Genomic DNA, 17021 nt, shown 5'->3' on the forward strand with positions numbered 1-17021 from the left:
TTAGTTAAAGGCAAATATTTAATTGGTTTAAGTCTAGTTGAGTGAAGGCACCTTGTCAACGGTTTCCCGGACGTTTATGCGGTAGGCCTAATTGAAGGCGCCATACCGCAACCGCGTCAGCATCGCTTCAAAGTAGTCCGGTAACGGGGCGCTAAACTCGAGGTGTTGACCCGTTACGGGGTGCGTAAACCCGAGCGTCGCGGCGTGCAGGTACTGACCATTTCCTGGTAGCGTGTGCTTGGGGCCGTACAACGGGTCCCCTGCTACCGGATGCTTAATGTACGCCATATGCACCCGAATCTGGTGGGTCCGCCCCGTTTCCAGTCGGCACTTGACCAGCGTGTAGCTACCAAAACGTTCCACGACCTCGAAATGCGTGACCGCGTGGCGACCGTTCGGCACCACCGCGTGCTTTTTACGGTTCTTCGGGTCCCGACCCAGTGGTGCGTCAATCGTCCCCGTGGCCTCCTTGATATTGCCGTGGACAATGGCAAGGTATTCGCGGTCCGTGGTCTTCGCCTTCAGCTGTGCGGCTAAGCTTTGGTGGGCCGTCGCCGTCTTTGCCACCATCAGCAGTCCAGACGTGTCCTTATCGATGCGGTGTACGATGCCGGGACGCAATACCCCGTTAATGGGTGACAGCGTGGTGTGGTACATCAAGCCGTTAACCAAGGTGCCATCGGGATGCCCCGGAGCTGGGTGTACGACCATGCCCTGCGGTTTGTTGACTACCAGCACGTCGTCATCTTCATAGACGATGTCGAGGGGGATATTTTGTGGCTTGGCACTGAGTACGGTCGGCTCTGGCGCCGCAATGACGATTTGGTCATCTGCCGCCACTTTGTAACTAGCCTTGGCGGGACGGCCGTTAACCGTGACCAACCCGGCGTGAAGCCATTTGTCCGCCTGTGACCGCGTGACGTCGTCGAAGTAATCCGTAATCACGCGATCCAGGCGACCATGTTCGGTGGTAACCATCATCGTGAGTTTCATGCGCTTACCTCCCCCGCCGTTCCCGGCCATCCAGCAGGAGTACGTAGATGATGACTAGCACGACCCCGACCGTGAGACACATGTCCGCCACGTTAAAAATCGGGAAATTCACAAAGTCGAGTTGGAACATATCGGTGACAAAGTGTTGGTGCACCCGGTCGATAAAGTTACCCAACGCCCCCGCCGTAATCAGGGTCAGACCAAGCCGGTAAAACGGCTTGTGGGCGCTATCACGCCACAGCCATACCACGACGGCGAGTGCAATCAGGGTCACAATGTAAAAGAACCATTGTTGGCCCTGGAACATGCTCCATGCGGCGCCCGTATTTTTGATGTGCGTGATGCTCACAATGCCAGGAATGAAGGTTGCGTAGCCCCCTAAAGCGACATGGGCGACCACCCAAGCCTTCACTAACTGGTCGATAACAATCAGCGCGATGGCAATCAAAACGTAGATAATCAAACTGGTAATCCTCCTACAGTGCAAAGAAAAGTCCCGGCCGTCCAACCATCACTGGGTCAGTCGGACCGGGACGTTTCGGCTTGAATTGATTGTAGCATACTTCCCCGTACGTGCGGTTGCTGCGAGCCTATTAACGGCCTGGTTTAGAACAAACCGGTAATGTGGCCGTTAGCGTCGATATCGATATCATTGGCCGCCGGGTGCTTGGGCAGCCCGGGCATCGTTAGCACGGTTCCGGTCATGACGACCAGGAAGCCGGCCCCCACTTTGGGGATGATATCACTCACGTGGATGGTGAAGTTAGTTGGGGCGCCAGTAGCTTGGGGTCGTCAGAGAAGGAGTACTGGGTTTTGGCTACGCAAATCGGAAGATGGTCCCACCCGTTGGCCTTAATGGTTTTGAGGGCGCGCTGCGCTTTGCGGGCGTACGCGACGTCGCGGCCACCATAAATTTTCTGCACCACCGTCTGGATTTTATCCTCCACCGGCATGGTGTCGGTGTACAGTGGCTGGAATTGGTGCTGGGTACTGAGGGCGTCATTGACGGCCGTTGCCAAAGCGGCCCCACCGGCGCCCCATCCGCCCAGACGGTGACCGGCACGGCTTTGACCCCCTGATCCGCACAGAGGTCTTGGACCAGTTGCATTTCTGCGGGGTCGTCATTGGCAAAGGCGTTGATGGCCACCACCACGGGCAAGCCGTATTGCTGGAGGTTGTGGATGTGCCGCTGTAGGTTGGCAAAGCGGCCCGCACCGCCGCGGGATCAGTAGCTTGTAGGTCCCGCCGAGCGACGCCACCGTTATACTTAAGGGCACGTAACGTGGCGACCAGGACTACGGCGTCTGGCGTCTTGCCGAGCACCGGAGCTTTGATGTCGAGGAATTTTTCCGCACCGAGGTCGGCCCCAAAGCCGGCTTCGGTAATGGCCACGTCGCCTAATTCGAGCGCGGTGCGCGTGGCTACGACGGAGTTGCAGCCGTGCGCAATGTTGGCAAAGGGGCCGCCGTGAATCAGGACCGGGGTGTGCTCCAGCGTCTGTACCAGGTTGGGTTTGATGGCGTCCTTGAGCAACATCGTGATTGCCCCGGTTACCCCCAGCATGTCCACGGTCACGGGCGTGCGGTCGTAGGTGTAGGCCACCACGATACGCGCAATGCGTTGTTTGAGGTCGGCGAGGTCTTCAGCTAGGCACAACACGGCCATCAGTTCACTAGCGACGGTAATGTCAAAGCCGTCTTCACGGGGCACGCCCGACGTGGGGCCACCCAGACCAATGTTCACGTGGCGCAACGCACGGTCATTAATGTCGAGCACCCGTTTCCACTGGATACGTCGCGGGTCAATGTGTAGCGCGTTGCCCTGCTGCAAGTGGTTATCGATCAATGCTGCCAGCGTGTTGACCGCACTCGTCAGGGCATGCATATCGCCGGTAAAGTGGAGGTTAATGTCAGCCATTGGCACCACCTGGGCGTAGCCGCCACCGGTAGCGCCCCCCTTCATGCCCATAACGGGGCCGAGGGATGGTTCACGCAACGCGAGGACAGCTTTTTGACCCATACGGTGCATCGCGTCGGCTAGGCCCACAGCCACGGTTGATTTGCCCTCCCCCGCAGGTGTAGGGTTAATGGCCGTGACTAACACCAACTTGCCGTTGGGGCGCTTCCGCATTCGTTGCAAAGCCGCGGTGCTGATTTTGGCTTTGTACGGTCCGTACTGCTCAACCTCGTCGGCAGTTAAGCCGAGGTCGGCCGCAATTTTGGTGATGGGTTGAATTTCGTTGGCTTCATTACGCTGGGCAATTTCAATATCTTCCACGGAAAATACCTCCACTCTGTGAGTTGACTGCGTTGCGACTTGATGGTTTATTTAGTGGTGGTTAACCACGCCTGTAGTTGGCTGGCGACCACGCTGGAGCGCCGCCACGTAGAAATGGTGAGCACCCCATAACGCTGAGTGTTAAAAATCAGTGTGTGCGGCCCCTGGACCTGAATAGTCACCTGGTTTGTATCCAAAATAATGGAATTGCCGGGTAGGACCCGGCCTAACCTGATGGTGTGCGCGGTAACGCTGATACGGTAACGCCACAGTTGGGCTAAAGCACAAATGACGGTCACGGCACCAATGGCTAACGTGATGGGTGACAAACCGAGGAGCTCCAACTGGACGACGGCCGTCAAACCTAGTCCCGCCACGATGAGTCCCCAAAAAATCACGCAATCGACCGGCGCTGGTTGGTATGCTAGTTGGTGTTTCAAATAATCACTTTCCATTCTCAAGGAGATTTCAATGCTTAAATTGTACACAGATGCAGCTACAAAAGGCAACCCGGGGCCTAGTGGTGCTGGTATCCTGATTGTTGGTCATGGTGATACTGTTGAACTGAGTACGCCCCTGGCCGTCATGACGAATCATCAAGCTGAGTTTCAGGCTGCTGCCTTGGGTCTGCAAGCGTGATTGATCGCGGTTGGCAGCACGAACAAGTGGCGCTGATTACCGATAGCCAGATTGTCGTGGACGCCTGGACAAACGCTATGCCAAGCACTTTGCCGCCGAAGTGGCGCGGATTATGGCGCTGGCTGATCAGATCACCCTGGTGATTCCCACCTGGCAAAATGATCACGTCAATCGTCGTGCTCATGAGCTCGCACAAACAGCGTTGCACCGGGCAGAAGCAGCATCTTAGCTAATAAAGGCCGGGCCGTTGGGCCCGGCCTTTATGCCAGTGGTAATTAAATGTTCTTAAAGTCACCTTGATGGCTGTGCAGGTACTTGACGGCCCCACTCACCATTTCGTCCACCCGGTCTTCAAGGGCGGTTCCCTCTAGGTCAGTGGCATCGCGCAAGAAGCCCGTGGCGATGGCCCGAATATCTTCGCGAACCATCCCACCGTCGTGGAACAAATCGTCCACCCCGTCGAGCCCGTTCTTAGTAGCGTCCAAGACAGCGTTCAACACGGCGTTATGGCCTTCCAACCCCTGAACGTGCCGTTCAGCGGACGCAATCAGCGTGATGTCCATATCAATTAGGACTGCTTGCTCCATTTTTTTTCGTCTTTTTGCTCATTACTATACTCACCCCGTTCGATAACAGTATAGGCAATCTCGGGGCGCTTGGCTAGCCCACTTTTGTGACCTACGCAATCATGGACCCGTTTTTCGAGGGCTAGCCATGACGAACGGCTATGAGGTGCCAACGTAAAGTAGCGGGGATCGGCGTTGAGACGCGTGGTCACTACGATGTCAGCATCCCGGGGGTTGGCCACGATCTGGACGCTGGGCACGCTGCGCGCAATTTCAATCAGCGCGGAATAAACTTGTTGCTCTTGTTCGGGGTCCAGGGCAATGCCAATCGTAGGTACACCGAGATTGACGACACTAGTCATGAGCGGAATGTAGCGGACAATTAGGCTGCTCGCAATATGCTGAAAGCGAGCCATTGACGGTGGTAAGGTTGCAAAGTATTGTCTGAGCATTCGCTCGAGGGCTGGTGATGTTGGCCGCTGACCGCCGAGGGCTAATGGGTCAAATGTCGGGACCTTGTGGTCAATTATTTCCAGGACAACAGTAACCGCCAGCATGTTGGCCAGGAGCACTTTATTTCGGTGGGAGCCACTAAAACCGACTAGGGTACGTGCCCGCTGGGTGATTCCCGATACCAGGCGCCAACTGGCCGAGTTGGATTTGTTATGGTACTGCAGCAAGCGTTGCAGGTCGGGATCGGCTTCGCTGTGAAAGTTACCAATGAGCAGACTTTCGAGGTGAATTAGTGCGGTATCAGCCGGATGCTTGGCTACAAATTCAGTACGGGTCCCAACGATACCGTTGTACCCCGTCACCTGTAGGATCTTGTGTAGTGGTGGCAACGCGGGCATGGCGTGGCCCTGCTGGTTGCGGAGGATGGCAATCGTGACCATGTTTTGGACGCGCAGGAACGGGCAATTGTTGACCACTAGGTGCGCTGTCCGTAATTGCCGCGTAACCTTCTGGGCCTGTGCTTCCACGTACGGGAACAAGGTCACCCCGTCTTGGTCAATTTGCCAGATCAACTGACTGAGGGTCAACCGTACGACTGGTTCGTAACCTTCAATGCCAATGGGCGAGTACGTCAGGTTAACGTCAAACTTAGCTAAGAAATTGCGTAATGGCCGCAATCGGCGGGTAGCCGTGCTGGTGCTCAGTTCGTGCGCCTTGGCGATATCGTCGAGGGTGCGTTCTGGGTGCGTGAGGACTGACCGCAGAAAGTCCCCCACAAGTGAATGGCGCATCAAATACACCGCATAGCGCGCGGCGGGAATGTCGTGTTCCGGTGGTGCACTACTCGCCTCCAATAATTTGGGTGGCTGTTCATTGGGCCGGATAAACTGGTGTAGGTCGTTCGTGATGGTTTGCCAGTTCCGGTAAATTGTGGTGGTACTGACGCGCAGCTGGTCGGCAAACCGCGCGCACGTGCGCTCATTTGGTGGCAGGTCCATCACCATTTGGTAGAAATTGAGCTTGGCTAGTTCTTTTTGGCTCAAAAACAATTCGTATGCAGCATGTATCTCATCCTCGTGAATGGTTGTCCCACTAGCGTTAACTATCTGTACTTTGATTATACGAAGCCCAGTGCTACAGGCCAAACAAAAGTGCCCAAAATTCCAGTATTTGACTATTTTATTTGCAAAAGCTGCAAAAATCGGCTTCAACTTATCGTTTACATTGACTAAATTGTGTCAAGACATCCATGCGCAGTGTTATTCCTGTGCCACGTAACTAGTTTCTATCTAGCCGCCATTACCTTACTCCCATTTTGATCGGACATAAATTTGATCGGACATAAAAAGTGGCTACCCCATATTGGGATAACCACAATCAATTGTTAGTTACCAAATTGCCACGCGTCGCTCTGGTTCCAGGTACATACCGTCCCCTGGTTGTACATCAAACGTCGTGTACCACTCATCAAAGTTCTGCGGCTGAATGTTAGCCCGTAACCGGTTGGGTGCGTGGACGTCGCTACTCAGGAGCAACTGGGCGTATTCAGGCCGGGCTTTCTGCCGCCAAATACGGCCCCAGTTGGTAAAGAAGGCTTTCAGGTCCACGTTATCGTCCTGCTGAGCCGTCGACAGCGCAGCCGCCATACCACCTAAGTCGGCGATATTCTCACTGACGATCAACTTGCCGTTGACCTTACCGCCAGCGTAATCGCGCCCGTCAAATTCATCAATCATGGCCTGCGTCAGGCGCTTGAATTCCTTGTAGTCGGATTCCTGCCACCAGTTTTTCAGGTTGCCAAATTCATCAAATTTGGCCCCATTATTGTCAAAGCCGTGTGAGATTTCGTGCGCGATGACGGCGCCGATGCCCCCAAAGTTCTCCGAGTTACTTTGTCCCAAGCTGTAGAATGGTGCCTGCAAGATTGCAGCGGGGAACGTAATGTCGTTACGTGACGGGTCATAGCATGCGTTCACCAATTGTCCAGGCATGCCCCACTCCCCGCGATCAACGGCTGATCCAACTGGGCGACTGCGTAAGCAGCACCAGCACGGTGGATGGCCAGCAAGTTGGTTAACAAGCTGGCATCCTTGTCGACCTGAAAGTGGTCGTAACGCTCGTTAGCTTTGTCCGGATATCCCATTTTCAGCACCATGGTGTTGAGCTTCACGATGGCTTTATCCTTAGTTGGCTGCGACATCCACGCGTTGTCACTGATGCGCTGTTTGTAGGTGGCAATCATGCGCTGTACCAGCTTGGTCACGTCAGCCTTCGCGGCTTCGCCAAAATACTTGCGCCCATAGTAAATACCGATGGGTTCGCTAAATACCTGATTAGCGATGCGGTAGGCAGACTTATCCTGGTTCGGCAGCGCCGATAATCCAGTTAAGGCACGGCGGTAAGTACCGGCAACCTGGCGTAATTCCTCACTAAGGTAGCTGGCGTCACTGAGCAACTCATTAACGTAGGCCCAAGCGCGAAAATCGGTAAAGGTGTCGTCATTGTATATTGAGGCAAAGGCGTCCAGGAACCCTGGATCGGTCACGATAATCTGTTGCGGTTCACTTGGTAGTAAGTCCTGCAGGTACTCGTCCCAGGCAAATGGGGCCATCTTTTGGGCCACGGTCGCTCGGTCCTGTGGGTTGTACTGTGACGGGTAGTCGGCTTTGTCCTCGTTACTCTTTACGTGCACGGCAATGGTGGCATCGAATCGGAGCGTGGCTTCAATGTACGCCGACTGGGTGTCGTCATCTAGATTCGTGTGGCTGAGTAGGCCTGCCGCGGTCTGCCGGTAAGCTGCTAATAGTGGCTGCTTGGCTGGATTATCCTCAGCGTAGTACGTTGTGTCAGGCAAGATGGTCGGCAATGCGTACAGGTACACGGCGTTTTTGGCGGTGTCCTTCATGTCGGGTTCAATACCGATATTAAACGGTAGCGGCAAGCCGTCACGATCCCAATCCGCCGCCTGCTGGTTCAACGCCGTGAGCGAGGCCAACCGTTCAATTTTGGCTAGTCGTGGTGTCAGGGGGTCCATGCCTTCTTGGTCACGGCGTCCAAAATCACCGGCAATGCGGTACAAATCGGTGGCTCGCTGAATCAATTCGTTTGGCGGCGTGGCCTGGCCGTCGCGAAATGCGGCAAAATCAGCCATTAGGTGCTTTTCAACCCCATCGGCTAAGTCGCTAAATCCACCCGTTGTGGGTTTGTCATCAGGAATGACGGCGGTGGCCTCCCATTCACCGTTAACTGCTAGGTACAAATCGTCCTTAAAACTGCTCTTTGCAGCCATTCTGTCTCCCCCTTATCATTCATAAATTAAAACTAAATTAGATAGCGATTAACATAATTTTACTATTTATGAGGATAAACGCAACCCTCAATTAATGACGGGACCGGTGACCCCAGTACTGGTACAGGTCGACCTTGATGGCCCCATTGTAGAGTTTGCGCCGTTTTGTCGCTTTGTGGCCGTAATACCGTTCAAAATTGGCATCGCCCGAGAGAATATACTTACTCCAGGTGGTAAGTGGTCCGTAGACCGCGCCCATTTCTTTGGCAATCTTCGCAGCGGCATCAGCATCTTGAAGGCGCTGACCATATGGTGGGTTGGCAATGATGACCCCATCTTCCAAATCGGTTTTGAAGTCCTTCACGGCCAGCTGCTTAAACTGAATGTCATGCAGTACGCCGGCGTTTTGGGCGTTGACCCGTGCAATATCGATCATATCCTGGTTGATATCGCCACCGATCATTATTAAATCAGGATTAGTGATGGCGGCTTCGGCCCGCTCACGCTCCTGGTCCAGTAGTTTGGGGTCCATGAAACTAAAGCCGCTAAAGGCAAAGTCTCGGGTGCGACCGGGCGCCATGTTGCGCGCAATCATCGCTGCTTCGATGGCGATGGTTCCGGAACCAGTCGTCGGGTCATAAAATGGCATGTTGTTGTGCCAATTAGTGAGAAGGACTAACGCGGCAGCAAAGTTTTCCTTGAGTGGTGCCGGGCCCTTGGCGACCCGGTAGCCCCGCTTGAATAGACTGCTACCCGTCGTGTCAATTGTAATGGTGGCGATGTCCTTCAGGATGGATACCTCCAGCTGGTACTTGTTGCCCGTTTCTGGTAGACGTCCGTGCCGGTGGTAAGTGGTCGCCATACTTTCCACTACCGCTTTTTTTAGTGATGGCCTGAACGTCGGGCTCGGAATGTAGCTTACTGCGGACGGCGCGGCCAGCGACCGGGAAGGCGGCATCAAGTGGCAGGTAGTCAGCCCACGGAATAGCCTTAACCCCTTCAAACAGTTCATCAAAGGTGAGCACCTTGAACTGCTTCAAGATAATTTTGATCCGGTCGGCTGAGCGCAACCACACATTGGTGCGGACAATGTCACTTTCGTCGCCTTCAAAGTAGACGCGCCCATTTTCTGTGCGCGTCTGGTAGCCCAAACGCTGTAATTCTTTTGCGGTGACTGCTTCGAGCCCCGCGGCCATGGTGGCCATCAACTTAAATTGCATGTTGTTTTCTCCTCGTTATTAATGCTATGGACTATTTTAACAGTGTTCTGGGTGGGGCGCGAATTATGGTGACGATTAGCGCTAGCCCGAGCTATTGCTACTCTTGTTTTGGCAACTAACTGGTATTGGGCCACAGTCTCTCGGCTCAGCTGCGCGGAGCCTCCGAGTGGCGGAGAGTAAGTGCTCAAGCCGGGCGGATATGATCTGTTACTGTTCTCGTTCTGGCAACTAACTGGTATCGGGCCACAGTCTCTCGGCTCAGCTGCGCGGAGCCTCCGAGTAACAGCGAGTAAGGCGCTAAAGCGCCAACTCGCTGTGTAAAAAAAATAGAGGACCCATCACTGGGTCCCCGCCTGCCTGTAAGTCTCTATAAGCCATGTTTTGTTCCAGGTGGCCTCAGGCAGGTCACCCTTCAGTAATCATCTATCTCAGTATTTCTACTGCTTTGCCGTTGGTTCAATTCCCATGGCAAAGCGCCCCTACCAAAGTTTGGGTTACTCGCTCGCGGGGTTTACCGCGTTCCAATCCAACAGTTTCCCGTTGGCATCGTCTCTGTGGCACTTTCAAACGTACTTGCACATGGCCGAAGCTTTAGCACTTTCCGCCGCCGTTACCGTTTGCACGGTACCCAGCTTATTGGGCCTGGCACGAACACTACAGGCATCACAGCCTGTGCGGGCATGGACTTTCCTCAGCCTACCAAAGTAGACCGCGATTACTCAAGACTTACAGGTACCAGCTCATTAGTAAGTTGGTTAACTACCTATTTACTCTGGACGCTGGTTGTTGGGCGTCGAGGCGTGTGCCCCACCATCACTCAACTTGCTACCAAATACGTGGCGTTCCAAGTTACTCAAGCGCTTTAAAATATCATAGTTCGTTGCCGCGACGTTCGCCTGTGGCGTTTGCGCTGCGACACCCTTTGAAACATTCAGCTGCTTAGTCAACTCGTCCACACGACTGATCAACCGGGCGTTTTCTTCCTTAGTCGAAGTGAGCTCCTTTTCAAAAGCTTCATAGTCCTTGATGATGTCATCGAGGAACGAATCTACTTCATCCTGGTCGTACCCACGCATCTTACTCTTAAACTGCTTGTTCAAGATATCCTGTGGCGTATAGTGGACATTCATTTGTCCGTCATTTTGTGAATCCATCGTTCCACCCCGTTCATAATCAATCAGGCCATCAATAACCTTATCATAAACTATTCGTTTTGGGAACGGTCATTTTGCAGTTCCCCATATTCATTCGCTGCTTCCTGTAAATCGTCCATGGTCGTTAACATTAGCGGATAATCCCGCCTTGCTGCCTGTTGCTGCACCCGGGCGTAGTCATACTGCGCCTTCCCGGGAAACTCGGGATCGTAAATCATGAGGGCCAGATCCGTGTGCATACTCATAAATTGACCATAGTTCACGAGTTGTCGCGGTTGTGAGTAGGGCGCGCCACTCACCGACGCGGAGAAATCAACCTGCGAACGTAGCGCAGCTAATTGGGCTTGGCGCTCTTCCTGCCAACGGTTACCAAAGTCGGTGAACGGAATCATGATAGCAACCCGCAACTGCGGATAATCAGGCTTGAGTTCTAGACCAACCTCAGCAGCCCATTGCTCCACACCAGGCTGCCCACCGGTAATTATCCACTCTAGACCCTCGTCCAGTAATTGGTTTAGCTGGCTCTTTAACGAATATTTAATGACAGCAACTTTGGGGTCGTTGTCATTAAAAACGGACAATTCATAGGCTCTGTATCCGGTGACCCATACGCGCTTACGCATTTCCGCTGACTCCTTTGCTATTCTCGTAACTTTATTATAGCTCAAGGTTGGGCCTATTACTGGCGGTTTTGTGCCCTTTGTATGAAGAATTTTTGTTATAATCAGCCTATGGAGTGTGACGCACATGACTATACATTATCCGAATGGTGGCGCGTACCAGCACCACGCGGCGTCGACCCCGCACGCGCATACGACCATGTATGGCGGCCGGGGTATGACCCTTGAAGACGAGTTAAATGGTAGTAATCGTTATTATCTACAAACTGGGCGGGCCGTCGTGCATAAAAAGCCCACACCCATTCAGATTGTCAAAGTTGACTATCCGCAGCGCAGCAAGGCGGTAATTCGTGAAGGCTACTTTAAGACGCCATCCACGACCGACTATAACGGCATTTATCACGGATACTACCTAGACTTTGAAGCCAAAGAAACCAAGAACAAAGCCAGCTTTCCCCTCAAAAATTTCCACCAACACCAGGTCGACCACATGCGGGCGTGCCTGCAGCAAGACGGTATTTGCTTTGTGGTGATGCGGTTTGTGCGGTTGGAACGGCTCTTTGTGTACCCCGCTACCCCACTTATTGCGGCGTGGGACGCGCAAGCTCACGGTGGTCGTAAATCGATTACCCTCGCGACGATTGAACGCGACGGTTTTGAACTCACGCCCAAGATCCAGCCGCGCATTCCTTATCTCGACGGCGTAGATTGGTTGATATCACAGAAAGTAGGTGCCCCACGTGGCTAAACATAGCGAACAAGAACCATCGCGCATGGCGCGCAAACGTGCACAAAAACGCGCAACACCCAAGCAATCCCCGACTAAGCGCGGCTTTACTTGGCGGCGATTGATCAAGTGGTTAGTTGGCGTCGTCGCCGTGCTCTTCTTGCTGGGTGTGGGGCTTTTTGCTTGGTACGCCAAGGATGCCCCCACCCTTTCTGAATCCAAACTCAAGAGTGATGGTAGCTCCATCTTATATGATGCCCAGGGCAAAGAAATCACGACACTGGGGCTAGAAAATCGGACTTACGTTACCAGCAATAAGATTCCTAAGCAGCTCAAACAGGCGGTGGTGGCCATTGAAGACCGGCACTTCTACTCCGAAAAACTGGGGATCGACCCGCTGCGAATCGCCCAAGCCGCGGTTTCTGACCTCACCCACTCTGGTAACCTCCAGGGTGCTAGTACGTTGACGCAACAGTTGGTGAAGTTGTCGTACTTTTCCACTAAAGCTTCGGACCAAACCCTCAAGCGGAAAGCCCAGGAGGCTTGGTTGGCCTTTAAGGTGGAGCGCAACTACAGTAAATCCCAGATTTTGGAATTTTACATCAATAAGGTGTACATGAACCACGGTCAGTACGGGATGGCTACGGCGGCAAAGTATTACTACAACAAGTCGCTCAGTCAACTGACTTTGGCCCAAACGGCTTCATCGCTGGGCTCGCGCAAGCACCGGCCTCGTACGATCCGGTGGCACACCCGGCCGCTGCTACGACCCGGCGCAACGAAGTGATCAACGCCATGTTGCGGGAAAAGGAAATTTCCGCCAGTGAGGCTGCAAAGGCCAAGGCCACGAGCATTAGTAGCGGGTTGGTGTCCGAATCGCAGACGACGAAGAACACTACCAAAACCGACAAAATCGTTGATAGTTACGTGACTGGCGTAATCAAGGAAGTTAAGAAGAAGACCGGGGAGAACCCCTACACGTCGGGGATGAAGATTTACACCAACCTCGACATGAAGGCCCAGACCCGGTTGTACAATTTGGTTAATAGTGACGAGTACATCACCTTCCCGGACAACAAGTTTCAGACGGCCGTCACGATGACTAATCCTAACAGCGGTAAGGTGCTGGCCCAAATTGGTGGGCGCAAGAACGGTAACGTTCGTCTCGCATATAACCGGGCCATTGCGGCCGATCGGTCCAATGGTTCTACGATGAAACCAATTCTTGACTATGGTCCCGCCATTGAGTACCTGCAAGAATCCACCGCCACCATTTTGGATGACTCCGCGTATGACTATCCTGGCACGAATACCGCCGTTAACGACTGGGATAACAGTTATGATGGACGGATGACCATGCGCACCGCCTTGGAGCAATCCCGTAACATTCCGGCGGTCAAGACGCTGGCCAAGGTTGGGCTGAGTAAAGCCTCACCTTTGCTTCCGGCTTGGGGGTAACGCTGCCGAAGAATGAGCAGTATTACTCGGCGGCCATTGGTGCCAGCATGTCGACCCTGACCGAGGCGGGTGCTTACGGCGCCTTCGCCAATGGCGGGACGTATTACAAACCGACGTATATTCGGAAAATCACCACGTCCGACGGGTTAACCACTCACTATGGTTCCACGGGGAAGCGGGCCATGTCTGGTTACACCGCCTACATGATCACGGATATGCTCAAGGGTGTGCTGACCAAAGGTACTGGGACGTCCGGCGCCATTTCGGGACTGTACGCGGCAGCCAAGACCGGGACCACGGATTATTCCGACACGGTATTGGCAGAGAACCCCATGCTCAAGGCTGAAGATGCCGTGAAGGATAGTTGGTTTACTGGCTATACCAAGCAACGCGTCATCTCGGTTTGGACTGGTTATGACCAGTCGACTAAGTACGGAGTGACCGGCACGCAGGACCGCATTGCCGCATACATTTACAAGTACCTGATGAGTTACGTATACCAGGACGAAGGCGTAAGCAACACCAACTGGACAAAGCCAGATACGGTTCTGCGCAAGACGGTATCGGTACTGGGCAAGAAGAGTTCTGAGCTGTTTGTGCGGGGCAGTTCCGCCGCCAGTGGTGCCAATGAGGTGAGCGACACTAGCAGTTCTAGCTCACGCAAGTCGTCTTCCTCGAGCTCGCATAGCTCATCCAGCTCCAGTTCGAGCTCAAGCAGTTCTTCAAGTTCGAGCTCTTCCAGTAGCAGTAGCGAATCGTCGTCATCGTCATCGTCAAGCACAAGGTCAAGCGCAAGTTCTAACTCCAGTAGTAGTAGTGCATCAACTCCAGCGGCTCAGCAATCATCTAACGGTGCTGGAGCTGCAGCAAGTAGCGTGCAACAAGGACAATAATGGTGTTTAGACAGCAATTACCCCCGGCTAGTTGGCCCGGGGGTAATTTTGGGTTTTTCTGTGGGTTGTTCTGGTAGATGATTTTTAGCATGAACAGCGTAGTCTTTTTGATAGCTTTTATTATAGCTTTTGTTAATGATAGCTTTTTATTAATAAATAGAAACAGATTCTATTCAGTTGTAGAGTCCAAAATAACATGCAACAAGACGACCACCGATTTATTTGTGAGTATAAATTCTTTTTTTAGATGATGATTGGATGATGAATGGCGGCTTTTTCCTTCTTCCTTCAAACTTCAAACCTTTCGGCTTTTTCTGTCGGAGTTAGCTTTTTATTGTGTGTCCTGAATCGCATGGACAGCTTTGGCCAATCGATTTAGTCCGTCCTCAATTTTGCTCTTGGGGGCGCCCAAATTGAAACGCAAATAGTTGTGACCTCCGTTACCATAAACGCTGCCGTCCATGATGGCTACTTTTTGATTTTTAACCAATTCGTGTTGAAGTAGTTTCATGCTGATATTTAAAGGCGAAACATTGATCCAGCCCAAATAAGTGGCAGAAGGTATTTGATAATTCAAATCTAGGTTTTCTTTCAAAAACCGCTTGGTGAAGTCAAAGTTGTTGTCAATATAGTTATTCAGTTGGCGCAACCAGTCTTCTTGATGGTTATAACATTCGATGGTTGCTAACATTCCGAGGTATGGTACCGAAGAAAGGGCATTTTTTTTGCTTCAAACTGTGCAAGAATAGCTCTCTATCTAGTGAGTTTGGTATGAGGGCGTACGAACAACCTAAGGCCGGGATATTGAACGCTTTACTGGCTGAGCTAATGACAGCGCTGGACACTTTAAGCTCATCAAAATAATTAGCTAAAGTGTGGGTCTTAGTTTTCGCACGAACTACGTCCATGTGAATTTCATCGCTAATGATGGCAACATGATAAGCATTGCAAAGCCCAACAATACGTTCCATTTCATCGTCAGACCAGGCAATTCCAAGCGGGTTTTCTGGATTGCAAAGGAGGAAAATTTCGGGTTGTTGTTCGGCTATTAATTGTTCTAGACGTGACCAGTTCACGCCGCCGTCTATATTGAATTGTAAAAGCACCCGATTGTTTGCCGTTACAGTGTTAATGAATGCATCATAGCAAGGGCTAAATGTCAGGACTTTTTTTATTCGGTGCACTAAATTGTTCAATTAGTTTGGCAAGGCTGAAGATAACGCTAGGACTGTAAACTACGATATTCTGACTGACATTTGAGTGATAACGCCGAGAAAACCAATTTGTTATGGCTCCCTTAAAATCTCCATTATTCCAGCGAGTATACCCAAATATTCCCCTTTCGGCTGCTTTAATCAGAACATCGCTCACCCCTTGGGGCGCTTTAAAATCCATATCGGAAATAGTAAATGGAAGTAAATTAGCTTCGCCAAACCGATCTTTAACATAATCCCACTGCGTTGAGTACGTTCCGTAGCGGTTAATAACGGCATCAAAATTAATTTTATCCACTTTCATTGCCCTCCTAAATTTCTATCATGTTTAGTGGCGATTGGGTCATCAGTTCTGGCTCACCCTGGTCGTTTATCCAAACGTCGTCCTCAATACGAACGCCACCAATTCCTTCCAAGTAAATTCCAGGCTCAACCGTGTAGGTCATATGCTTGGTGAGCGTTTCAGTACTATCACGATTCAATAATGGATATTCATGAACAGTTAAACCTAAACCGTGCCCAGTACCGTGTAGAAATTTATCACCATAGCCAGCATCATCAATGTAATCCCTCGCTGCACGATCAAGTTCTTTAAGTGGGACACCCTCGTGGGATGCTTGAATGGCTTTCTTTTGGGCGGTCTGCGTAACATCGTAAATTTGCTTTAGTTCAGGGTCCACATGCCCTAGCGCAATGGTTCGGGTAATGTCAGAAAAATATCGATCTTTCTCGAACCCAAAGTCAAGTATAATCATCTCATTAGTTCCTATGATTTTATTTGATGCGTGTCCATGCGGAAGCGCAGAGCGAATCCCAGAAGCTACTATGGTTTCGAATGATCGAGCGTCCGCACCATGATCTAGACCCCACTGGTCAATTTCATTTGCAACCTGCTTTTCGGTCATCCCGGGCTCAATATAGTTCAATATATGCTGAAAAGTTGCATCCGCTATTTTACCAGCTTCACGTATTTTGTCTCTCTCCTCGGTATCTTTAACCATACGCTGACCTTCAATCCAATCCCTCGTCGGAAGAAGATGTATCAAGTTGTTACCGTTGGTTAAAGTAAGGTATTCGGCGACATCCATTTCCTCCTCCTCAATACCCAGATTTTTACAATTTTGCTTTAAAACTAAATCCCGCACGGTTTCATTCATGCGCATGTGGTTATCGACAACAGTAAATTCCGGTGATTGTGTTTTTAGTTGCTCAAAGTAACGGCCATCAGCGATGACGTATTGCCCGGTCTGAGTAATTAGGACTTGACCATAGGATCCTGTAAAACCCGATAAATAATACTGATTTGCCTTGCTGTTGATGAGAAAGCCATCCAAGTTATTCTCTTTCATCTTGTTGCGAAGCACATTTATTCTATTATTTTGCAAAGTATAGTCCCTCCTGCTATTTTATTTATTTCCCGTTAGCAATATGACCGTAGTGCCTAGTACTCGGTCATGAAGAGCTAAATGCTGATGATTCCAAAAAAAAGCAAAAACATAGACATCACGGTTAAAGCAA

General features: G+C 51.6%; 15 protein-coding genes, 1 other RNA gene and 3 pseudogenes. 3 read left to right on the forward strand and 16 right to left on the reverse strand.

Annotation, left to right across the window (positions count from 1 at the left end; all coding sequences use genetic code 11):
• Nucleotides 1-87 precede the first annotated feature (87 nt).
• From JCM13996_RS02100 to JCM13996_RS02115, 4 genes and pseudogenes are all read right to left on the reverse strand, one after another.
• Nucleotides 88-993, reverse strand: a complete 906-nt coding sequence (locus JCM13996_RS02100) for an RluA family pseudouridine synthase (RefSeq protein WP_054749411.1) — start codon at nt 991-993, stop codon at nt 88-90.
• Between the two features lie 4 nt (nt 994-997).
• Entirely contained in the window at nt 998-1456 is a 459-nt protein-coding gene (gene lspA / locus JCM13996_RS02105; RefSeq protein WP_054749412.1) for a signal peptidase II, read from the reverse strand.
• A gap of 143 nt (nt 1457-1599) precedes the next feature.
• Nucleotides 1600-3270 (reverse strand): annotated as a pseudogene (locus tag JCM13996_RS02110) (formate--tetrahydrofolate ligase).
• Nucleotides 3271-3317: 47 nt separating this feature from the next.
• Complete coding sequence (locus JCM13996_RS02115) at nt 3318-3710, reverse strand: hypothetical protein (RefSeq protein WP_056968987.1); 393 nt, start codon at nt 3708-3710, stop codon at nt 3318-3320.
• A 31-nt stretch (nt 3711-3741) separates the two neighbouring features.
• On the opposite strand from JCM13996_RS02115, the gene JCM13996_RS10305 reads away from it, so the two are divergent.
• Nucleotides 3742-3909, forward strand: coding sequence for a ribonuclease HI (locus tag JCM13996_RS10305; RefSeq protein WP_082383758.1), 168 nt, complete (start codon nt 3742-3744; stop codon nt 3907-3909).
• Between the two features lie 275 nt (nt 3910-4184).
• On the opposite strand, the gene JCM13996_RS02120 is transcribed toward JCM13996_RS10305, so the two are convergent.
• From JCM13996_RS02120 to JCM13996_RS02145, 8 genes and pseudogenes are all read right to left on the reverse strand, one after another.
• On the reverse strand, nt 4185-4496 hold the full coding sequence (locus JCM13996_RS02120) for a hypothetical protein (RefSeq protein WP_054749414.1): 312 nt from the start codon (nt 4494-4496) through the stop codon (nt 4185-4187).
• Nucleotides 4478-5971, reverse strand: coding sequence for a helix-turn-helix domain-containing protein (locus JCM13996_RS02125; RefSeq protein ID WP_156321815.1), 1494 nt, complete (start codon nt 5969-5971; stop codon nt 4478-4480). Before JCM13996_RS02125 ends, JCM13996_RS02120 begins: the two co-directional genes overlap by 19 nt.
• A 345-nt stretch (nt 5972-6316) precedes the next feature.
• A pseudogene (locus JCM13996_RS02130) lies at nt 6317-8217 on the reverse strand (M13 family metallopeptidase).
• Nucleotides 8218-8308: 91 nt separating this feature from the next.
• Complete coding sequence (locus tag JCM13996_RS02135) at nt 8309-9079, reverse strand: THUMP domain-containing class I SAM-dependent RNA methyltransferase (RefSeq protein WP_439646453.1); 771 nt, start codon at nt 9077-9079, stop codon at nt 8309-8311.
• The gene (locus JCM13996_RS13085; RefSeq protein ID WP_439646454.1) at nt 8979-9437 is read right to left on the reverse strand and encodes a THUMP domain-containing protein; all 459 of its coding nucleotides are present in this window, start codon (nt 9435-9437) and stop codon (nt 8979-8981) included. The genes JCM13996_RS02135 and JCM13996_RS13085 overlap by 101 nt, the downstream gene beginning before the upstream one ends.
• Before the next feature lie 365 nt (nt 9438-9802).
• Nucleotides 9803-10164, reverse strand: an RNA gene (gene rnpB, locus JCM13996_RS10310) — RNase P RNA component class B.
• Nucleotides 10165-10204: 40 nt separating this feature from the next.
• A complete protein-coding gene (gene gpsB, locus JCM13996_RS02140) occupies nt 10205-10591 on the reverse strand; it encodes a cell division regulator GpsB (protein ID WP_054749416.1) in 387 nt (128 codons plus the stop codon).
• A gap of 50 nt (nt 10592-10641) precedes the next feature.
• Nucleotides 10642-11214 (reverse strand): SLOG family protein, encoded by a 573-nt coding sequence (locus JCM13996_RS02145; RefSeq protein WP_054749417.1) that lies wholly within the window; start codon nt 11212-11214, stop codon nt 10642-10644.
• 124 nt (nt 11215-11338) lie between these two features.
• Here JCM13996_RS02145 and recU point away from each other — a divergent pair, with 124 nt between their 5' ends.
• Both recU and JCM13996_RS02155 read left to right on the forward strand, forming a co-directional pair.
• Nucleotides 11339-11959 (forward strand): Holliday junction resolvase RecU, encoded by a 621-nt coding sequence (gene recU / locus JCM13996_RS02150; protein ID WP_054749418.1) that lies wholly within the window; start codon nt 11339-11341, stop codon nt 11957-11959.
• A gap of 25 nt (nt 11960-11984) precedes the next feature.
• A pseudogene (locus JCM13996_RS02155) lies at nt 11985-14289 on the forward strand (PBP1A family penicillin-binding protein).
• A gap of 331 nt (nt 14290-14620) precedes the next feature.
• Here JCM13996_RS02155 and JCM13996_RS11420 read toward each other — a convergent pair.
• Genes JCM13996_RS11420 through JCM13996_RS02165 form a run of 4 tightly spaced genes read right to left on the reverse strand, consistent with a single transcriptional unit; the run spans nt 14621 to nt 16888 of the window.
• A complete protein-coding gene (locus JCM13996_RS11420; protein ID WP_225353410.1) occupies nt 14621-14938 on the reverse strand; it encodes a beta C-S lyase family protein in 318 nt (105 codons plus the stop codon).
• 16 nt (nt 14939-14954) lie between these two features.
• The gene (locus JCM13996_RS11425) at nt 14955-15473 is read right to left on the reverse strand and encodes an aminotransferase class I/II-fold pyridoxal phosphate-dependent enzyme (RefSeq protein ID WP_225353411.1); all 519 of its coding nucleotides are present in this window, start codon (nt 15471-15473) and stop codon (nt 14955-14957) included.
• Complete coding sequence (locus JCM13996_RS11430) at nt 15442-15801, reverse strand: beta C-S lyase family protein (protein ID WP_225353412.1); 360 nt, start codon at nt 15799-15801, stop codon at nt 15442-15444. Before JCM13996_RS11430 ends, JCM13996_RS11425 begins: the two co-directional genes overlap by 32 nt.
• A gap of 13 nt (nt 15802-15814) precedes the next feature.
• Nucleotides 15815-16888, reverse strand: a complete 1074-nt coding sequence (locus JCM13996_RS02165) for a M24 family metallopeptidase (RefSeq protein ID WP_054749419.1) — start codon at nt 16886-16888, stop codon at nt 15815-15817.
• Nucleotides 16889-17021: the final 133 nt, after the last annotated feature.

Origin of the sequence: Lacticaseibacillus thailandensis DSM 22698 = JCM 13996 (genome assembly GCF_001312865.1) — a bacterium.
GTDB lineage: Bacteria > Bacillota > Bacilli > Lactobacillales > Lactobacillaceae > Lacticaseibacillus > Lacticaseibacillus thailandensis.